The organism is Nitrosospira sp. Nsp13, assembly GCF_900101945.1.
Lineage (GTDB): Bacteria > Pseudomonadota > Gammaproteobacteria > Burkholderiales > Nitrosomonadaceae > Nitrosospira > Nitrosospira multiformis_D.
This window is the reverse complement of the sequence record NZ_FMVD01000005.1, coordinates 103383-120869: the sequence shown is the minus strand read 5'-3', so window position 1 is coordinate 120869 and position 17487 is coordinate 103383. Positions and strand designations below refer to the sequence as shown.

Sequence of the window (17487 nt, the reverse complement as noted above, 5' to 3'; positions counted from 1 at the left end):
AGGAACGGCTATGGACAGAAATCAGTGGGGTGGCTTCACCGTATCACAGCTTGCACTGATCCATCGGCCACTCGTATCGGCGTGCTCATTGATAGGACGATCTTGTACAGTACCCTTGAATATCGTCCATCCCGAGAAGTTCTCGGGAGTCGTAAACGTGCCCTCAGCTCTTCCATTGCCCTTTAATTGAGGATTTATACAGACGAGATCCATCGCGTAGCTATTTTCTGTTCGAACCGCGTTTTTAAAACTGCATCCGATTTGATTTTGATGAAAATAGGAAGGAATTTTTTCGTCCGCCATTTGCTGGGTGATGCAGACTCTGGATGTTGCCGCTCCATTCTGGATCTGCGGCATGTCCAATCCATATTGCTTGGCCAGGCTTGTCAATTGTTGCATTTGATCCGGCGGAATCTGGGGCACCAAGGCCAACAACATCGACGTTGTCGTGACTTCCCATAATCCGGGACGTATGTTGTTCTCGGCCGCGCCGGCTGCTGAAGCTACGGATAACAGGAATAGTGATAACAGGATTTTTCGCATCGAGTCTCCCGAAAACGGTAATACATGACTTTGAACGTGTATTAGATTAGATAAGTCTAGCAGCCTGCCGGACTTAAAGGAAATCGACGGCAAAGGCCAACTGTGAAACCATCGGACGGGTCTGTATTTTGCCGCTTTCGGCCCATAAAGACCAATGGAACAACTATCGGCCTTCAAAATCGTCGGGATCTGTCTTCGCGCTGTCAATTTTCTCGCCTCGATCTTTAAAACCGGCAGGCTGGTAGCGTATTACTGCTTGAACTTGAAGTTTGATCAACGTAATCTGAGATGGTTCGCGTTAAAAGGGGTGCACGTAGCATATGCTAAGCCGACACGAAGCTAAAACGTTGTCGTTGCTCTATATGAACCGGAATCAGGAACATGTCATGGAAAGGAGAATTGAAATGATCGGGTTGCAGAAATATAGGCATGTTTTGAGCATGCTCTTACTCTGCGCTTCACCGGGTACGTGGGCAAACATGGGCGATAGCGAACTCATCGCTGCTGCCGGAAACGGTAATGTTTCTCGGGTCAAGACGCTGCTCGCGACCAAAGCCAATGTGAACGCCAAGGCGGATAATGGTGTTACCGCATTGATAGCAGCATCGCAGAATGGCTATGAAGAGGTGGTGCAAGTATTGATAGAAGCCAAAGCAGACATCAACGCCAAGACAAGTAACGGCACCACCGCATTGATGCAGGCGTCGCAGAAAGGCCACGGAGAGGTAGTGAGAGAATTGCTTGCCGCCAAAGCTGATGTGAATGCCAGGAGGGGCGATGGCGTCACGGTGTTGATGCAGGCTTCGCAAGAAGGGCATCGTCGGATAGTACAAATGCTGCTTGCCGCCGGGGCCGATGTGAATGCCCGGTTGGACAACGGTGCGACCGCGTTGATGCTGGCCTCGCAGATCGGTCATACAGGCGTGGTACAAACACTGCTCTCAGGCAAGGCCGATGTGAACGCCAAGGCGGGTAATGGCGCCACAGCGCTGATGCTGGCATCGAAGTATCGCCACCAGGACGTCGAGAAACTCCTCAAGGAGGCGGGTGCCAGGTAATCCCAAAATCTGGCAATCGTTCCTCATTTGCCGGCAACCCATTCCGGGAGCTTATTCAAGCCCTCTATTGCTGGCAGCCTGTGGGCTGGAAAAAGCGACGAAATATGTCCGGGCCAGACATTTTTACAGCCGATTTCCTTCAAATCCGACAGCTTGTCAGGTCCAGGAAAGGTCGTATTGTTCCGGGAAGGGGCCGGACTTGTAGTCGATCGGTGCATTGGCCTTGATATTTTGCCGATTCAAGACCTGACGCACCATTTCGGGAATCATGACCATTCCAACGTAGCGTCCCAGGCATTCATGACTACCAAAACCGAAATGGAAATAATTGTACCAATTGCGTTGCGGCATAAATTCGTCCGGTGATTCAAACGCCCGCTCATCAAACATTGCCGACAGGGTAACCGGTAAAACATGAGTGCCCTCGCGAAGGACGGTGGCATGTCCGGTACCCTTGGCCGCGGTGTAATCGCTCGCGGTGGTGCGAAACAAATAGGGAGTAATCGGGACGAAGCGCAGAGCCTCCCAGACGATGCCATCGAATTCGGCGGGCTTATCCTTTAGCGCGGCAGTCTTCGCCTTGCCCAGCCATTCCGGACGTTCCATCAGATACTGGATGATCTGGGCAACCGCCTGTGCAGTGGTCTCGATTGCACCAATCAAGAGACCGCCAGCATTCAGCCCGAGCCGTTTGATGTCGAAATCCAGTTGTTTAGGGTAATCCGTGCGCAACATTCTGGTTACGATATCGTCGTCCAGCCGCACGAGGGTTGAAAGGGTTATTGCCTCCGCTTTTACCTGTAGCAGGCGGCGAGCAATAAGTTCAACGATGAACATACCGAGCGCTTTGGAAGTTTCATTATGGCGATCAATGATGTGTTGGGATTTTTCCGGGGGCAGCAGATCGAAAGGCTGATTGTGGAAGGTATCCCATTGGTTCCAGTAAGACCATTCGATCAAATCACTCCGTTTCGCTCCGGTTAGTCCGAAATATTCTCGTACCAGCGTTGCCGGCACCATGCGGCAATAGTTGTTGACCAGCTCAATGTTGCCGTTGGCGGTGTCGAGGATCTCCTTGGAGACATTTGCCACCATTTCGCGCACAGCAGGCAGGTCATCGCGATTCAGCATACATTGCATCAGTGATTTTTCGCGTGTATGCAGGGCATCATCGTCATGCATCATCAGATAATCGGCCATCTTCGGAACATAGGGCTTAACCGTGAATACCTTAGGCATGCTCAGCACTTCCCTGACATCGTCGAAGCGTGTGACCAGGGTGAATTTGGGCGTTATCAGAATGGGGCGTTTTTCACGCAGCTCCTTGAAAAATGGTAACGGTTCTGTGTCGATCCAGCGGCGTGCCAACGGAGATTTATCTGCATCGGCAGCGGCGTCGTACTGCTCCAGGTAGTTTGCACTCATCGGTAGCTCCCTTATGATTTGTAGGTGATAGATATCAAGAATCGTGCTGATCGGAAATCGGAAAGTCGATCATAGTGTCTTCAGGTATTCGAGCAAATCGAGACGTTGCTCTTTCGACATGGGGTACAGGCATTTATCCTTGATGGATTTATCCAAAAGTTCGTCTTTAATTGTTTCATTCATGCATTGATCCTTGATCTTCTGATCCACAGGCCCATCTGACTCGTCTACGGTACGTCTAACACCGTAGTCATGCCCGGCGTTGCTATTGCCGCTGATATCGGTCTTGAACGTGAAGCCCCCATATCCGCTGCTTTTTAAGCCTACCTTCACAGGGTCGAATTCGCGTGCACCAACTTCAAACTCATCAGGCCGATATTCACCGTCGGGCGGATCTCCCGGACGTCTTTTTGGCAGTAATAAATCATAAAGCGTTGGTACGGAGCCATTATGCAGGTAAGGTGCGGTTGCCCAGATGCCATTCAGTGGCCTTGCCTTATAAGATTTTAAAGATGCGACTGGGTTAGCCGTGGTGTCTGGGTCGTAATCACCGTGCTTGATCGATGGTTTGATCTCGTTATGGCGGAACCCTGCTGCCAAATTGGAAATCCAGTCGATCCAGCGGTGTAAAAACCATTTGTCCTGGTCGGGAGTGGCGACAACCCCAATAGTCGCTCGTGTCAGCAAGGCCGCAACCGGAGCCCGCCGATCCAGCAAGACATCGCCTACACTCATGCCAACGTACTGATTCCGCAGAATGCCGGAGAAACCTTGGTAACTTACGCTATTTTCAGCCATCTGCGGATCCGTACCCACATCGCTCGCCCTCGACATATGCGCCACGATGCGGCGATCAGGATCGTCGCGCTGGATTCTTGCATGGCAGCTCACGCAATGCTTATTGAACAATGATCTCCCGTTTGCAAGGCGGGTCTCGTCAATGGGTGGAAGGATATCCTCCGGCCATAGTGGAGATTGAAGACTCAACAGGCGCGCTTCGATAAGGCGCAGGTTCTGGACATTAACGGAAGAATAATAGCTGATATGACGACCATACAAACCTTGGCCATTGATGAAGGCGGATAGCGAGAATCCTTTATTTTCCGTCCAGTCAAGTGTGCCGAATACGCCTATCGCTTCCCCCGTATTGCGTGCAATTGCCTTAAGCCCGGCATTTTCCGTGAGGCCGTTCCATTGAACATAGTCATGTTGAGGCGTGTCCCATAGAAATGGGTAGCTTACCGGTGCGTCAGGTGGGTTAAACAGCTTCTTCCGTAAACGCCCGAGTGCTTCCCAGCCATTATTCTCGTTTAAAGTCGTCACAATATTTTCGATGATACTGTCTCGTTCAGCGCCGCTCAGGACATCACCCGCCCCATTTGTTATCGATCTTATCTGTTCCTCTGTCATCGCGTGGCTTCCCATTATCCTTGGGTCGCGCAATAGTTCCTGGAGCTCTTTGACGTTGATGACATGTTCCAGAACCCTGTTGTAAATGCGTCCGAACGCATCCAGCCTCGCATAGCCGTAATGGAGGCTGCTGTAGTTGATCGTAATGTAACTGGCGAGACGTTCGCGATATTTTTTGAGGTCTGCGAGGACCTCGGCCTCCGTCTTGTAATTGCCGCGGGCTAATACATTTTTCACAAACCGGTTTCGAACCTCCTCGTTTTTGAGGGTCGCTATCAAGGCGCGGACAATATCCGCCATGAAGGTTTCCATATCTGCGCTTGCCGGACCGCCATCGATCCGTATCCCCTTGCCCTTATAGTTTATTTGTCCGGTATGGCAGGCGGAACAAGTCAAACCGAGATATTCTTTACCCTTATAATCATCCTTGACAAATCCAACCGGCAGTCCATCCGGATTACTGGAAGTCACTTTCTGCGGCAGATAACGATATCGATTCATGTTCTCGTTAGAGCGGAACGGCTCGGCTTTATCCACCTGCTCCAGCGCCAGGAAAAAATCGTAGGGCATCATGTCGGATCCCTGCGTGATGGTGTAAAACCAGAGACTGTCGGCGGGCGTCCATCCTTGATCAAGGTACTTTATCGCCGTAAAGCTGTCGCCAAAAACATCCTGCTTGACTATCGTTGCACCCCTGTCGGGATCGGCGTCAAGAGCCGCGCAGGCAGGCAAGAGCGCGGTCAAAAGAATCAAGGCAGGGATGGAAGAGTTACGTCGCTTTTCCAACGCGATTGAAAATTGGTTCACGGTGTCCCCTTTATGGCGAGATTGCGGTTTCGTACAAATTTATTATAGTCGATTCCTGAAAAATATCTTGTCATGGATGAGCTTATATCGAGCGCAGCATCAGGGTACAAGGGTTTTTTAGATCGGATTGACTTGGAACTCACATTAACGTGTCAGGGGAGTTCGTCGGACTTAAAGAAAGCCGGCTGCAAAAGCCAAATAGAAAGTACCGGTCACTTTCGCTTCGATTCTTCAAGTCCGGCAGGCTGCCATCAGAACCGGAGCGGACACTGTCTGGTCCGTCTTGTCTTGTTGCAAGTGCGTTTCAGGCTATAATCCCATAGTCAATCCTCCCAAACATCATGTTTCGTTCGCGATGTTCATGATTTTTACCGGCAGCACCCGCAAAAAACCATTTTATGAATGTTTTTTACGAAGAGGAAGGTATCTTCAAAGTAGGCACAATCCTTGCCGACAATACGACGTCTCTTCAAGTGGAGGCGCCTCACGGTAAGCGTGCAAAAATAAAGGCGGCTTCGGTACTGCTGCGGTTTGACGCACCATCGCCGTCCGAATTGATGGATATCGCTCAGAAAATGGCGGAGGATCTCGATCCGAATTTTCTCTGGGAGTGCTGCGAAAGTGAGGCCGAGTTCGCCAGCGATGCATTGGCTACGGATTATTTCGGTCACATAGCCAGTTCTGAGGAAGCGGCCGCGGTGCTGATCCGGCTACACAGCGCGCCGATGTATTTTTACAAAAAAGGACGGGGGCGCTATAAAGCTGCGCCATCGAAAGCACTGGAGGCGGCGCTTGCCAGCCAAGAAAGAAAGCGCCTGCAGGCAGAACAGCAAGCTCGCTATGTGCAATTGCTGGGCGCGTTTACCCTGCCGGAAGAATTCCGGCCATCGCTGTTCAATTTACTCTACCGGCCCGACAAGAATACCGTGGAATGGAAGGCGCTGGATGCCGTTTGCACGTCGGCCAAGCTAAGTGTCCCCGGGTTGCTCGAAAAATGTGGTGCGATACCGTCTACCCATGACTACCATGTCAACCGGTTCCTGCTGGAGCATTTTCCCGAAGGAACAGATTTCGGTGCGCTTGACGCGCGCGGCGAATTGCATGACGCGATAGACTTGCCCTTGGCGGATGTGACTGCCTTCAGTATAGATGATGCCACCACAACTGAAATCGATGATGCCTTTTCGGTCACGCCACTGACCCTGGGCAGCTTTCGCATCGGTATCCACATTGCTGTTCCCACGTTGGGAATCGCACCCGGTTCGCTCCTGGATGTGGCGGCGGCACAGCGTCTTTCAACCGTGTATCTTCCGGGCAGCAAAATAACCATGCTGCCGGAAGTAGTGATACACCACTATACATTGGGCGAAGAACGGTTATGCCCGGCGGTTTCAATGTATATCGATGTGGCGGACGATTTCACCGTTATTGCCACAACCAGTCGCATCGAACGAGTAAAGGTTGCCGCCAATCTCAGGCACGACGTGTTGGAGGAGCGTTTTAACGAATACACTCTGGCGACGGGAAGTCTCGATCATCCTTTTGGCAAGGCACTGCTGGCGCTATGGAAATTTGCCTGCAAGATGGAAGCGGTTCGCGGCAAGACCAACGACAGCAATAATGAGAAAATCGATTACAGCTTTCACGTTGAAGATGATCGTATCACTATCAGCGAGCGCCGGCGAGGTTCACCGATCGATAAGGTGGTATCGGAATTGATGATTTATGTGAATACTGAGTGGGGTAAGCAACTGGCCGATAGCGGTATCGCCGGCATCTATCGCAGCCAGGGTGGCGGTAAGGTCAGGATGGGCACTTCTCCCGCGCCGCACCAGGGTTTGGGTGTTTCCCAGTATGCCTGGATCAGTTCACCGATGCGCCGCTATGTGGATTTCATCAATCAGCGGCAATTGGTCGCGCTGCTGCGAAAGGAGACGCCACCTTATACCCGGGACAGTGATAGTCTGCGGATATCCATGCGGGATTTCGAAGCGGCTTATGAAATCTATGGAGATTTTCAACGAAGAATGGAGCGCTACTGGTGTTTGCGCTGGCTGTTACAGGAGAATATCAATACGACGGGAGCGCAGGTAATTAAGGAGAATCTGGTGAAACTGGATCACCTCCCTTTGGTCGCGCGAATAACCTCCTTACCGGAATTGTCGCCAGAAACGGCTGTTGAAGTGGAGATTTCTCAGATTGATTTGCTGGAACTCACTTTCCACGCAAAATTCCTGCGCAAATTGGATGCATAGATTGGGCTGTCAACCTGTGTGACGAGCGTATCGTTGTTGTTTTACAATGAACCTGAATTCGGGAGTTGGTCGCTCTTTTAATAGATCAGTGTTATGACTGATACCAGTATTTCGTACTATTTGACTCGTACCTTTCGTCCAATTATCGGCTGTAGTATGAATATTGTTTCCTAAACAGACATTGGTCTAAATTTACACGCGTTATTAAATTGAGCGTCACTCCAAACATATCGGATTTTAACTCAGCCTTATCTCGCGGATGGCTGTCAGATCCTTCGTCGCGCCTGAACGTAACGATATTGATCTCGGTGATTTTTCACGCGATTGTTTTGTTCGGGATTACCTTCAAACTCCCATCTTCAGAAATCGACAAGACCGCTACGCCGCTGGAAGTCGTGCTGGTCAACAGTCAATCCGCATCGAAGTCGCGCAATGCGGATACGCTGGCGCGAGCTAACCTGGAGGGTGGGGGAGCCACTGACAGCAATCGCCGGGCCAAGACGCATCTTCCATCGTCGCCAGAACATCAGCACGCGGCTACTGAAGAAACGGATCAGCCTGAACAGGAAACAAAGCAAATGATGACCGCTGTCGAGAGCGGTCAGGACGTTTATCAAACAGCTCCCCCTTCGAATCAGACTGAACAAAACCGCCCCGGTATTAACGGTAGCGACCTGGTTCAACGTAGTATCGAGATCGCTCGCCTGGGGGCTCAGACCGCACGGGATGGTGAAGCTTATCAGCATCGTCCAAAACGCAGATTTATCGGTGCTCGTACGCAGGAATACCGCTTTGCCCGTTATGTCGAAGATTGGCGCCTCAAAGTGGAGCGGATCGGCAACATGAATTATCCCGAAGCGGCGAGGCGGGAAAAACTCTATGGAGACCTTCAACTCACCGTTGGTATCAGGTCTGACGGCAGTCTCGAGTCGCTTGAAATAAATCGCTCGTCAGGGAAGAAAGTTCTGGATGAAGCGGCGTTACGCATTGTTAATCTGGCGGGACAAAATGGATTTGCTCCCTTTCCGCCGGACATCAGCCGAGATACTGATGTCCTGCATATTACCCGTACTTGGGCGTTTACCCGTTCGGACGAACTGACAAGCCAATAAGATCCGCGTCGTTGCCACTTTGCCTTGTATCCCAAAAACTGCATACTTCCCCCTGCTTACGCCGCTCAACTGCCGGATTTAGACTATTACTGACTCATGACCGATTTCTATGCCGTCATCGGCAACCCCGTCGCTCACAGCAAATCACCGTGGATTCATGCCGAGTTTTCCCGGCAGACGGGACAGGATATGCAATATGAAGCGATACTTGCGCCGGTGAATGCTTTTCCTGCAACGGTGGCGGTTTTCCGGGAGCGCGGCGGCAAAGGCATGAACGTGACGGTTCCATTCAAGCTGGAAGCTTGTAAGCTTGCCGGCCGCTTGACTGAGCGAGCCGATGCCGCCCAAGCGGTAAACACACTCGTATTCAACGCTGATGGGACTCTAGGCGCCAATACCGATGGCGCTGGATTGGTGCGCGACATCATGGTCAATCTGGGATTCTCTCTTACTGGCAAGCGGGTATTGTTAATGGGTGCGGGTGGAGCGGCTCGGGGTGTGGTGCTGCCGCTACTGGAACACGACCCCAGTATTCTGGCAATCGTCAATCGTACTCAACAAAAAGCGCATGCGTTACAACAGCAATTTTCCTGCTACGGAACCATTGTATCTGGCGATTACGCGGATATTCTTGGGGAAAAATTTGACCTTGTTATTAATGCCACCTCCGCCAGCCTGAAGGGCGAACTGCCGCCGTTATCCCCAGGTATTTTCGCGGCTGAATCGCTGGCCTATGACATGATGTATGGCGATGGATATACACCTTTTCTGCAATTCGCGAAGCAACAGGGCGCATCACGTCTAGCTGACGGCATCGGTATGCTGGTGGAGCAAGCGGCGGAATCTTTCTTCCTGTGGCGTGGGGTAAGGCCGGAAACCGGGCCGATAATTAAAATGCTCAAATTACATACCTGAACCTAAGTCCGGTCGCTGACCGTTTTACCTCGTCCAACTACCGGATTTAGGATGATCCATCAAAACCCTTCACGCCATTCGAGCTTCATCTTTTCGGTGAGCTCGTTACTGGGCGGATTTAGGTTGAAAACCTGACAGCATAATCCCTGGTGCATGCAGAAATTTATTAAGCGTTGGTTATGGCGTTTCTTCCTGTTATTAATCGCCGCGGTACTTGCCTATCAGCTATGGATTCTCGGCCATGTTGTCTATTGGAACTTCTACAATCCTTCCACCAGTGCATTCATGCAGGATCGGTTGCATGATTTACGAAATAAAGACTCCACAATGGCGTTACGCACCCAGTGGATGCCTTACGAGCGGATTTCACCTCATCTCAAGCGTGCGATCGTAGCCGCTGAGGATGGCAAGTTCCTGGAACACGAGGGTTTCGATTTCGAAGCTATTCAGAAGGCATACGAGAAAAACCTGAAAAAGGGCAAGCTGGTTGCGGGCGGCTCTACTATCAGCCAGCAGCTTGCGAAGAACCTGTTTCTTTCCGGCGAGAAAACGCCGTGGCGCAAAATCCAGGAAGCCATCATCACGCTGATGCTGGAAAGGGTGATGTCCAAACGGCGCATCCTGGAGATCTATTTGAATATCATTGAATGGGGAAATGGAGTATTCGGCGCCGAGGCCGCTATTCGCTACTATTACGGTGTTTCCGCTACTTCTGTCACCGCGGAACAAGCCGCCCGTCTCGCCGCCATGGTTCCTGATCCGAGATTCTACGATCGTAATCGCAATACGCCGTGGTTATTGAGAAAGACTGATATCATCCTTAGCCGTATGGCATCCACGAAAATTCCCTGACAATTCCTCGCCGGTTCGTCCGGTAACATGAACCATACTTTGCGTTCATTCTCCGCCCTGTCATAATATTTGCTCTGCATTCTGAGTCTCCCTGCAAACAGGCGCTCCCGCCAGACGAGAAGCGAGTGCGTCAGAAATATCGCGCATAACAGTTTCAAATAGGGTGCTACAAATGACGGGATTGATGTCGAGCGAGAAGCAGGGGAACGCATATCTATCCATACGCAACGACGAACAATCCCGAATTCGCCTTCTAGCGGACTCGCCAAAAGGTGAGGGTCAACAACGAAAGAAGTCTTTTGTGAATCCTGACACTAAAATGAAACACGAGCGGTTAAACGGCGGATTTAGGATAATGTCGCATGGCGGCAATGCAGCTCATTTAAAGTAGCGGGACTTTTGACGCAATACACCAGAGCGATGGGCGATGACTAAAGCAAATACCCTCAGGGAGACCGAAGATCTGCAAGAGAACTTGCGGCGCCTGACGCATCTATTGCACAAACACAAGCTGGTAGAAGATCTCGTGCATACACAGCAAATGCCGCGCCAGGAACTGGTCGAAGCCTTGGTGCATAAGCAGAATCTGGCGGAACTGCAAAACCTGCTCGACAGGCTCCACCCCGCGGACGTTGCTTATATCCTTGAAGCCATGCCCCTCGGAGATCGTCTTATGATCTGGGAGCTGGTCAAGGCGGAGCGCGATGGCGAGATTCTTCTGGAAGTTTCGGACGCGGTTCGCGAAACACTCATCGCCACGATGGACAGCGATGAAATGCTGGCGGCGACGGGACAGCTCGATGCCGACGAGATCGCTGATCTCGCACCTGATTTGCCGCGTGATGTTATGGAGGATGTATTCCGGTCGCTGCCGATGGAGGAGCGCGAGCAGTTACGCGCCGCCATGTCTTATCCGGAGGATGCGGTGGGCGCGCTGATGGATTTCGACGTGGTGACTATCCGCGAGGACGTGACGCTGGAAGTCGTGCTGCGTTATCTGCGCCGTTTGGATGAGCTGCCTGACCATACCGACCAATTGTTCGTGGTGGACCGGAATGAGCATCTCAAAGGCGTGCTCCCGGTGAACCGGCTCCTGGTAAGTGATCCCGATGCCACAGTGGGATCGGTGATGGCCAAAGAAATGGTGAAGCTTCACCCCAAAGATAATGCACACCAGGCAGCGCAGGCATTCGAGCGCTATGATCTCGTTTCTACTTCGGTGGTCAACGCCCAAGACAAACTGGTAGGACGTGTTACCGTTGATGCGGTGATGGATTTTATCCGCGCGCAGGCGGAAAGCGAAGCGCTGAATGTGGCGGGTTTGCGGGAAGAAGAGGATTTGTTCGCACCTGTATGGAAAAGCGTGAAGAACCGCTGGACCTGGCTGGCTGTCAATCTGATTACCGCATTTATTGCATCACGCGTGATTGGCGTGTTTGAAGATTCAATCGAGAAACTGGTGGCGCTGGCGGCACTCATGCCGATTATTGCCGGTATCGGCGGCAATTCCGGCAATCAGACAATTACAATGATCGTGCGCGCTCTCGCTTTGGGCCAACTCCATCCAGGCAATGCACGTAAACTGTTTGCCAAGGAGATTAGTGTGAGCGCGGTGAACGGTCTGGTATGGGGGAGTGTGGTCGGATTATTTGCTTTTTTCATTTACGGCAATGCCTCACTTGGGGTGGTGATGACACTGGCGATGATGTTGAACTTGCTGCTGGCGGCTTCATTGGGGGTAGTGATTCCGCTGACCCTGACTAAACTTGGCCGTGACCCGGCAGCGGGCTCCAGCGTGATGATTACCGCCGTCACCGATAGTGGGGGTTTTTTTATTTTCCTGGGACTCGCAACTCTTTTTCTGATATAGCCAGGAACCACCGGATAAGTTTCACTCAGGGTAGAATCTTCTCGCCGGCAATTAGCTGTTCCAGGGATTCGCGTTGGCGAATAAGATGAATGCGGTCACCGTCCACCATGACCTCGGCGGCGCGGGGGCGGGTATTGTAGTTTGAACTCATGCTCATGCCGTAGGCCCCGGCGGACATAATGGCGAGCAGATTGCCCTGCGCCAATGTCAGCTTTCGGTCATGCCCCAGAAAATCGCCCGTTTCACAAACGGGTCCGACAACCTGATAAATTTTATCGCCGCCGCTATTCGCGATAACCGGCAGGATCTCATGGTAGGCGTCATACAGTGCTGGACGCATCAGGTCGTTCATAGCGGCATCCACGATAGCGAAATCCCGATGCGGGGTATGTTTGAGATACTCGACACGCGTAAGCAATACTCCGGCATTACCCACCAGCGCGCGGCCGGGCTCGATCAGGATACGCTGGTTACGCCGGCCGATCGCGGCACACAATGCCGTGACATAGTCTTGCACCGCTGGCGGGTTTTCTCCCGAATAGCGAATCCCGAGACCGCCGCCCAGATCCAGATGATCAATAGTGAGTCCCTGGGTTTCAAGGCGAGTCAACAGGTCAAGTATTTTCCCGCAAGCTTCGACAAAGGGACCGAGTTTGGTCAATTGTGAGCCTATGTGGCAGTCCAGTCCGCTGATGCGCAAGTTGGCAAACTCTTGTGCGGAGGCATAAAGCTTCTCCGCTTCGTCGAAGGGCACCCCAAATTTGTTTTCCTTGAGACCGGTGGAAATGTAAGGATGTGTTTTTGCGTCCACATCGGGGTTGACCCGCAGGCTTACCGGCGCGATTTTATGCAGCTCGCCTGCTACCTGGTTTAGTACGGCCAATTCCGCTTCCGATTCCACGTTGAAACAGAATATCCCCGCGGCAAGTGCCGCCCGCATTTCGCTTGGCTGTTTGCCTACTCCCGAAAATACTATTTTTTGCGGATCACCACCCGCTTTCAGCACTCGCTGAAGTTCACCCCCGGAAACAATATCGAAGCCGCTGCCGAGACGGGCGAATAAATTGAGAATGGCCAGATTGGAGTTGGCTTTGACCGCATAACACACCAGATGGTCGTGTCCGCCAAAAGCGGTGTCGAATTCCCGGTAGGCCGCAACGAGCGCCGCGCGTGAATACACATAACAGGGTGTGCCGAATTCCCGGGCAATGCGGTCCAGTTGAACCGATTCGCCGTACAGTCTGCCATTGCGATAGTCAAATGAAGGGAAACCGCTCACTTCTTTTTCACTTCGCCCTGAGATTGTTGCGATGGCTGTGGAGGTTGTTCTTGTGGAAGATAGAGGGGTCCCTTCAGGCCGCAGGCATTGAGCAGCAAAACCAGCAGAGCAGCGGTACAGAATTTATGCATGGAACGATACCGGAATGATTGATACGAAATACTAACATAAAGGGTAAGAATCTCTGAATAAGTCCTTCCCAGATCACCCAGCCACCACAGAAAATTCTATTCAGTTGATTGACAGCGCTATTGCGTACCGCAGTTGCTTCATTTACTTCACTGTCTTCCTCTATGGCATGTGCTTAATAGCTTATGTATATAAATCCTGGCTGGCATTGGCTGTTATTTTTTTCGTTAAGCTTCTGATGTGCTGTAAAGCCACGCCCGTTTTGAGCCGGTCCGAAAAAACCCAGAATATGCCAAAACCATGGCTTTACTAAAGAAGCCCGTCAACATGCAGATAGCCGAAATACCAGTATGGGGGGTTAGCTACAAGGAGCTAATAGCCTTGGGTAATGCTGGCCATGTTAACTATATCCCAGCCTCAACAATTGACATAATCATTTCATATGATGGCCACTCCCCCCAAGTCATCAATACCAACAAGTAATTTTTTTAATAGGGAGACTAGAAATGAAGTTGATTAAAAGTTTCATCCTTACAAGTATATTTTGCATTTCCAGTGCCGGTGCTTTCGCTGACACAATTACCCATCTTAATGTTGGGCCCTTGCCAACTTCGCTCGCGTATAGCAACTCATTCGCTAGCGCATCTTCAGGCTCTACATTTTTTGATGATTTTATTTTTACGATTCCTAATGGTTCCGCCAACTCAGTCACTTCGTCAATAATCCTGAGTAGTATATTGGGTCTTATCGACCTTAGGGCTCGCTTATACACGGGTAGCACGCATCAAACCGGGGCAGTTGTCCCGGGTACGCTTATGGAAGCATGGGGTACCACCGTTAACTACAGCCCAACAGTCTCTGCAACAACCGTTGTTTTAAATCCGTTGACGTTGGATGCTGGCACCTACACCCTTCAAGTCAAGGGAACGGTTGCTGGTTCAGCTGGCGGCTCATACGCGGGGGTATTGAACATTTCGCCTGTACCTGAACCAGAAACTTATGCCATGCTGTTGGTCGGTCTGGGTCTGATGGGCTTTATGGCACGTCGTAACAAGATTTCTTGAGCTAAGCTTGATTCTGAGCCACAGAGAGGGGGGTCTCTTTGTGGCTTTTTTCGTTTTTAGCGGCTGATAAAATTATGCCGGTATCAAGCTTGCCGGATCGACCCCAAAAACATTCCACCCCGCACTTAGTAGAATCCAGGCATGCGCCTTAAAGCTCATGTTTATGAATTCTGATGGAGTATGTGCTGTCATTTTCCCTCGCTAAGCTTTTGACGTACCGTAAAGCCACACCCGTTGTGAGCCGGGGCCGGAAAATCCAGGGTCTGCTGAAGCGCACGGATTGATGAAGAATCCCGTGTGTGCACAGATAGCCAGAATGCTGGTACGCATTTCTTTACAACATAAATCTTTGAAACCAAATTCTTGGGAGGATGGTTCATGAGTTACTTAAGGCCATTGCCGGGGTTACTGTTTGCCCTCGCGATATCGGTTTATCAACCGCTCGGACACGCGGCAGTATCGACATCTTATAGTTTTGCAAATATCACGCATAGCAACGCTGGAGCTGAGGCGGATGGGGAAGCGAATCTGAATGTTGAGGTGATAGATCTTGGCGGCAGTCAGGTGAGGTTCACTTTTACCAATACTTCCACCTCTTCCCTGGCCGATGTCTACTTTGATGACGGTACGCTGCTCGGGATTGCATCCATTTCGTCCTCATCGGGGGTAAGTTTCTCGCAAGGGGCCACTCCGCTCAATCTTCCTGGTGGCAATACCGTCAGCCCAGCCTTTGTGACAACCGCAGGCTTTCTGGCGGATTCCGACGCACCTGTCTCGCCCAACGGTGTTACCCAGGGTGAATGGCTTTCCATCGATTTCAACCTGACTGCCGGTCAGACATACAGCAATGTTATTAGCGCGCTTGCACTCCCGAACAATGGCGGAGACGGCGATTTGCGCATTGGTGTGCATGTGCAAGGATTTGCAGCGGGTGGCAACGAGAGCTTCATCAACATAGCTTCTCCCATCCCCGAACCTGAAATCTATGCCATGCTCATGGCTGGCCTGGGTCTGATGGGCTTTATGGCACGTCGTAACAAGACTTCTTAAGCTAAGCTTGATCCTGAGCCACAGAGAGGGGGCCGCTTTGTGGCTTTTTTCGTTTTTAGCGGCGGCTGATAGAATTATGCTGGTATCTATGGCCGTTTTAATTTAAGCCACTGCTGTCTGCCATGCACCGAAAGTCTCAGTGGTGTCGATTCGCGACTTTTGCCACCGGCAGAAACGTGCCACAAACGGTCAGTCGCCGCACCTCGAATGCAGACACTCGTCTTTAGGACCTAGTGCGCTATCGCCGGGTCGCCACCAACCGCTGGTCCTACGATCAGCTTAGCGCCAGCCTCCCTCAGGAACCGCTGGAATTCGGGCGACGCCATGATGAGCGTCTCCGCTGCAGCGCGCAGACGGTCGACGGCTTCGGCGGGCAGCATAAACGACGTAGGCAACTGATTCAAAAAGTGGAGCTCCGCCTTGTCTTCCAGCGCGGAAAACGAGACGTCGATGGCATATATCTCGGCGTCCGGGGCGCGCAACACGGCGGCAACCGCTGGATCCTTGTTGTTCTTCAATGCAGCGGAATCGCGAATCATCCGCAAGGTTCGCCAGCGCGCTGCCGTATCTTTCAGCACTTCTACCGACTCATACGAATACGTGTCGATCGGCGTGCCGGCCGTTTTGCTCAGGATATCCAGGACGCCGGGAACGCTCTCCGACTGGTCCCACTTCGTCGTGGGAGAAGACATCGAATTGACGATGAACACCACGATTCTCTTCGCAGTGTCGAGCCGCGTGCGCACGCCGGATTCCTGCAATGCCTCGAGAATTTCCAGCGATATGAGCACGCTGCGCATGCCCACGTTGTCCGATACGGCGCCGTCGACGAGATGGAGATAGGGCCGGTTGACACCGTCGCCGTACGCTTCCTCTCCTTGGAGTGCACGTATCGCCCGCGCCGCCGGTCGTGGCACTTCTGCGGCGTCGATGAACGGCGCCACCCAAGCGGGCGTTATCTTGTTGCAGGTACCGCCATAGTTGTTGATAGTGACGGGCGAGAGTACCACCGGCACTGCGGACGAAGCCGCAGCGGCGCGAGACAGCGGCAGCGCATTGAGATCCGAGCAGATGATGTCAAAAATGCGCTGGGTGAAGACAAAGCGGGAGCCGGTTGTGAGGTCCGTGGCCGCCGCCAGGATCAGTGGACCCGCGCCGCGGTCGAGATCGCCGTAAGTAGCGCCGTTGAAAAGGATTTCGTCGTACAGCTCGGCCGCCAATTCGGAACGGCCCCAACCCTTCGACGTCAGTTTTCCCCAGTTGGCCGGACTCAACATGCGCGCCATGAGCTTGCCCTCCACATTGCGTTTCAGGAAGCGTTGCTCGTAGTCATTAAATAGCTTGTCGCCGTACAGGCCAAAGGCCAGGGCGGTGAACGCACCCCCGGACACACCGGTGACGATGTCCACTTGATCGAGCATGCGGATGTTCCTGCCCGTCGGCAAGATGAGATCCATGCGCCGCAGGGCTTCGAGGGCTCCGTATGCGAATGCGGCAGCACGGGTGCCACCCCCGGAGAAGGCGAGGATGACTATGTTCTCGTTGTCATAGACAACGCGATGCTGCCAGCGGTTTTCATAGCGATACCCTTTGTTAAGATCGGCCCGCTCGAGCGGGGGGTTGATCGGGCGCGTCGCACAACCGCTGAGTACGGCCAGCGCGATGACAAAAAGCAATGATGGAATGCGCGATCGACTCATGGGTTGACGGCAAAGCGT

14 protein-coding genes are annotated in these 17487 nt (G+C 52.1%); 8 read left to right on the top strand and 6 right to left on the bottom strand.

The features are described 5' to 3' along the window. Positions 1–21: 21 nt before the first annotated feature. Positions 22–543 (bottom strand): DUF3617 domain-containing protein, encoded by a 522-nt coding sequence (locus tag BLO43_RS08015; RefSeq protein ID WP_090906622.1) that lies wholly within the window; start codon positions 541–543, stop codon positions 22–24. A gap of 386 nt (positions 544–929) precedes the next feature. On the opposite strand from BLO43_RS08015, the gene BLO43_RS08010 reads away from it, so the two are divergent. Continuing rightward, a complete protein-coding gene (locus tag BLO43_RS08010; protein ID WP_175443895.1) occupies positions 930–1601 on the top strand; it encodes an ankyrin repeat domain-containing protein in 672 nt (223 codons plus the stop codon). A 156-nt stretch (positions 1602–1757) separates the two neighbouring features. Here the strand turns inward: BLO43_RS08010 and BLO43_RS08005 are convergent, their stop codons facing one another. Both BLO43_RS08005 and BLO43_RS08000 read right to left on the bottom strand, forming a co-directional pair. Further along, positions 1758–3026, bottom strand: coding sequence for a cytochrome P450 (locus BLO43_RS08005; protein ID WP_090906620.1), 1269 nt, complete (start codon positions 3024–3026; stop codon positions 1758–1760). Positions 3027–3095: 69 nt separating this feature from the next. Then, a complete protein-coding gene (locus BLO43_RS08000) occupies positions 3096–5243 on the bottom strand; it encodes a di-heme-cytochrome C peroxidase (RefSeq protein ID WP_302847686.1) in 2148 nt (715 codons plus the stop codon). Positions 5244–5641: 398 nt separating this feature from the next. On the opposite strand from BLO43_RS08000, the gene BLO43_RS07995 reads away from it, so the two are divergent. The 5 genes from BLO43_RS07995 to mgtE all read left to right on the top strand — a co-directional run bounded on the left by BLO43_RS07995 (position 5642) and on the right by mgtE (position 12247). Then, positions 5642–7498, top strand: coding sequence for a ribonuclease catalytic domain-containing protein (locus BLO43_RS07995; RefSeq protein WP_090906619.1), 1857 nt, complete (start codon positions 5642–5644; stop codon positions 7496–7498). A 329-nt stretch (positions 7499–7827) separates the two neighbouring features. Beyond that, positions 7828–8610: an energy transducer TonB gene (locus BLO43_RS07990; protein ID WP_254773389.1), complete on the top strand. Its 783-nt coding sequence runs from the start codon at positions 7828–7830 to the stop codon at positions 8608–8610. A gap of 96 nt (positions 8611–8706) precedes the next feature. Beyond that, a complete protein-coding gene (gene aroE / locus BLO43_RS07985) occupies positions 8707–9525 on the top strand; it encodes a shikimate dehydrogenase (RefSeq protein ID WP_074631104.1) in 819 nt (272 codons plus the stop codon). 153 nt (positions 9526–9678) lie between these two features. Further along, positions 9679–10377, top strand: a complete 699-nt coding sequence (gene mtgA, locus BLO43_RS07980) for a monofunctional biosynthetic peptidoglycan transglycosylase (protein WP_090906617.1) — start codon at positions 9679–9681, stop codon at positions 10375–10377. Positions 10378–10804: 427 nt separating this feature from the next. Further along, a complete protein-coding gene (gene mgtE / locus BLO43_RS07970; protein WP_090906615.1) occupies positions 10805–12247 on the top strand; it encodes a magnesium transporter in 1443 nt (480 codons plus the stop codon). 25 nt (positions 12248–12272) lie between these two features. Here mgtE and lysA read toward each other — a convergent pair whose 3' ends face one another. Both lysA and BLO43_RS17065 read right to left on the bottom strand, forming a co-directional pair. Then, positions 12273–13526, bottom strand: a complete 1254-nt coding sequence (lysA, locus tag BLO43_RS07965) for a diaminopimelate decarboxylase (RefSeq protein WP_090906614.1) — start codon at positions 13524–13526, stop codon at positions 12273–12275. Continuing rightward, entirely contained in the window at positions 13523–13657 is a 135-nt protein-coding gene (locus tag BLO43_RS17065) for an LPS translocon maturation chaperone LptM (RefSeq protein WP_074631108.1), read from the bottom strand. The genes lysA and BLO43_RS17065 overlap by 4 nt, the downstream gene beginning before the upstream one ends. A 504-nt stretch (positions 13658–14161) precedes the next feature. On the opposite strand from BLO43_RS17065, the gene BLO43_RS16920 reads away from it, so the two are divergent. Beyond that, positions 14162–14719 (top strand): FxDxF family PEP-CTERM protein, encoded by a 558-nt coding sequence (locus BLO43_RS16920; protein WP_217628050.1) that lies wholly within the window; start codon positions 14162–14164, stop codon positions 14717–14719. 378 nt (positions 14720–15097) lie between these two features. Further along, a complete protein-coding gene (locus tag BLO43_RS07950; protein ID WP_090906612.1) occupies positions 15098–15769 on the top strand; it encodes a PEP-CTERM sorting domain-containing protein in 672 nt (223 codons plus the stop codon). Positions 15770–15999: 230 nt separating this feature from the next. On the opposite strand, the gene BLO43_RS07945 is transcribed toward BLO43_RS07950, so the two are convergent. After that, positions 16000–17469 (bottom strand): patatin-like phospholipase family protein, encoded by a 1470-nt coding sequence (locus BLO43_RS07945; RefSeq protein ID WP_090906721.1) that lies wholly within the window; start codon positions 17467–17469, stop codon positions 16000–16002. Positions 17470–17487 lie beyond the last annotated feature (18 nt).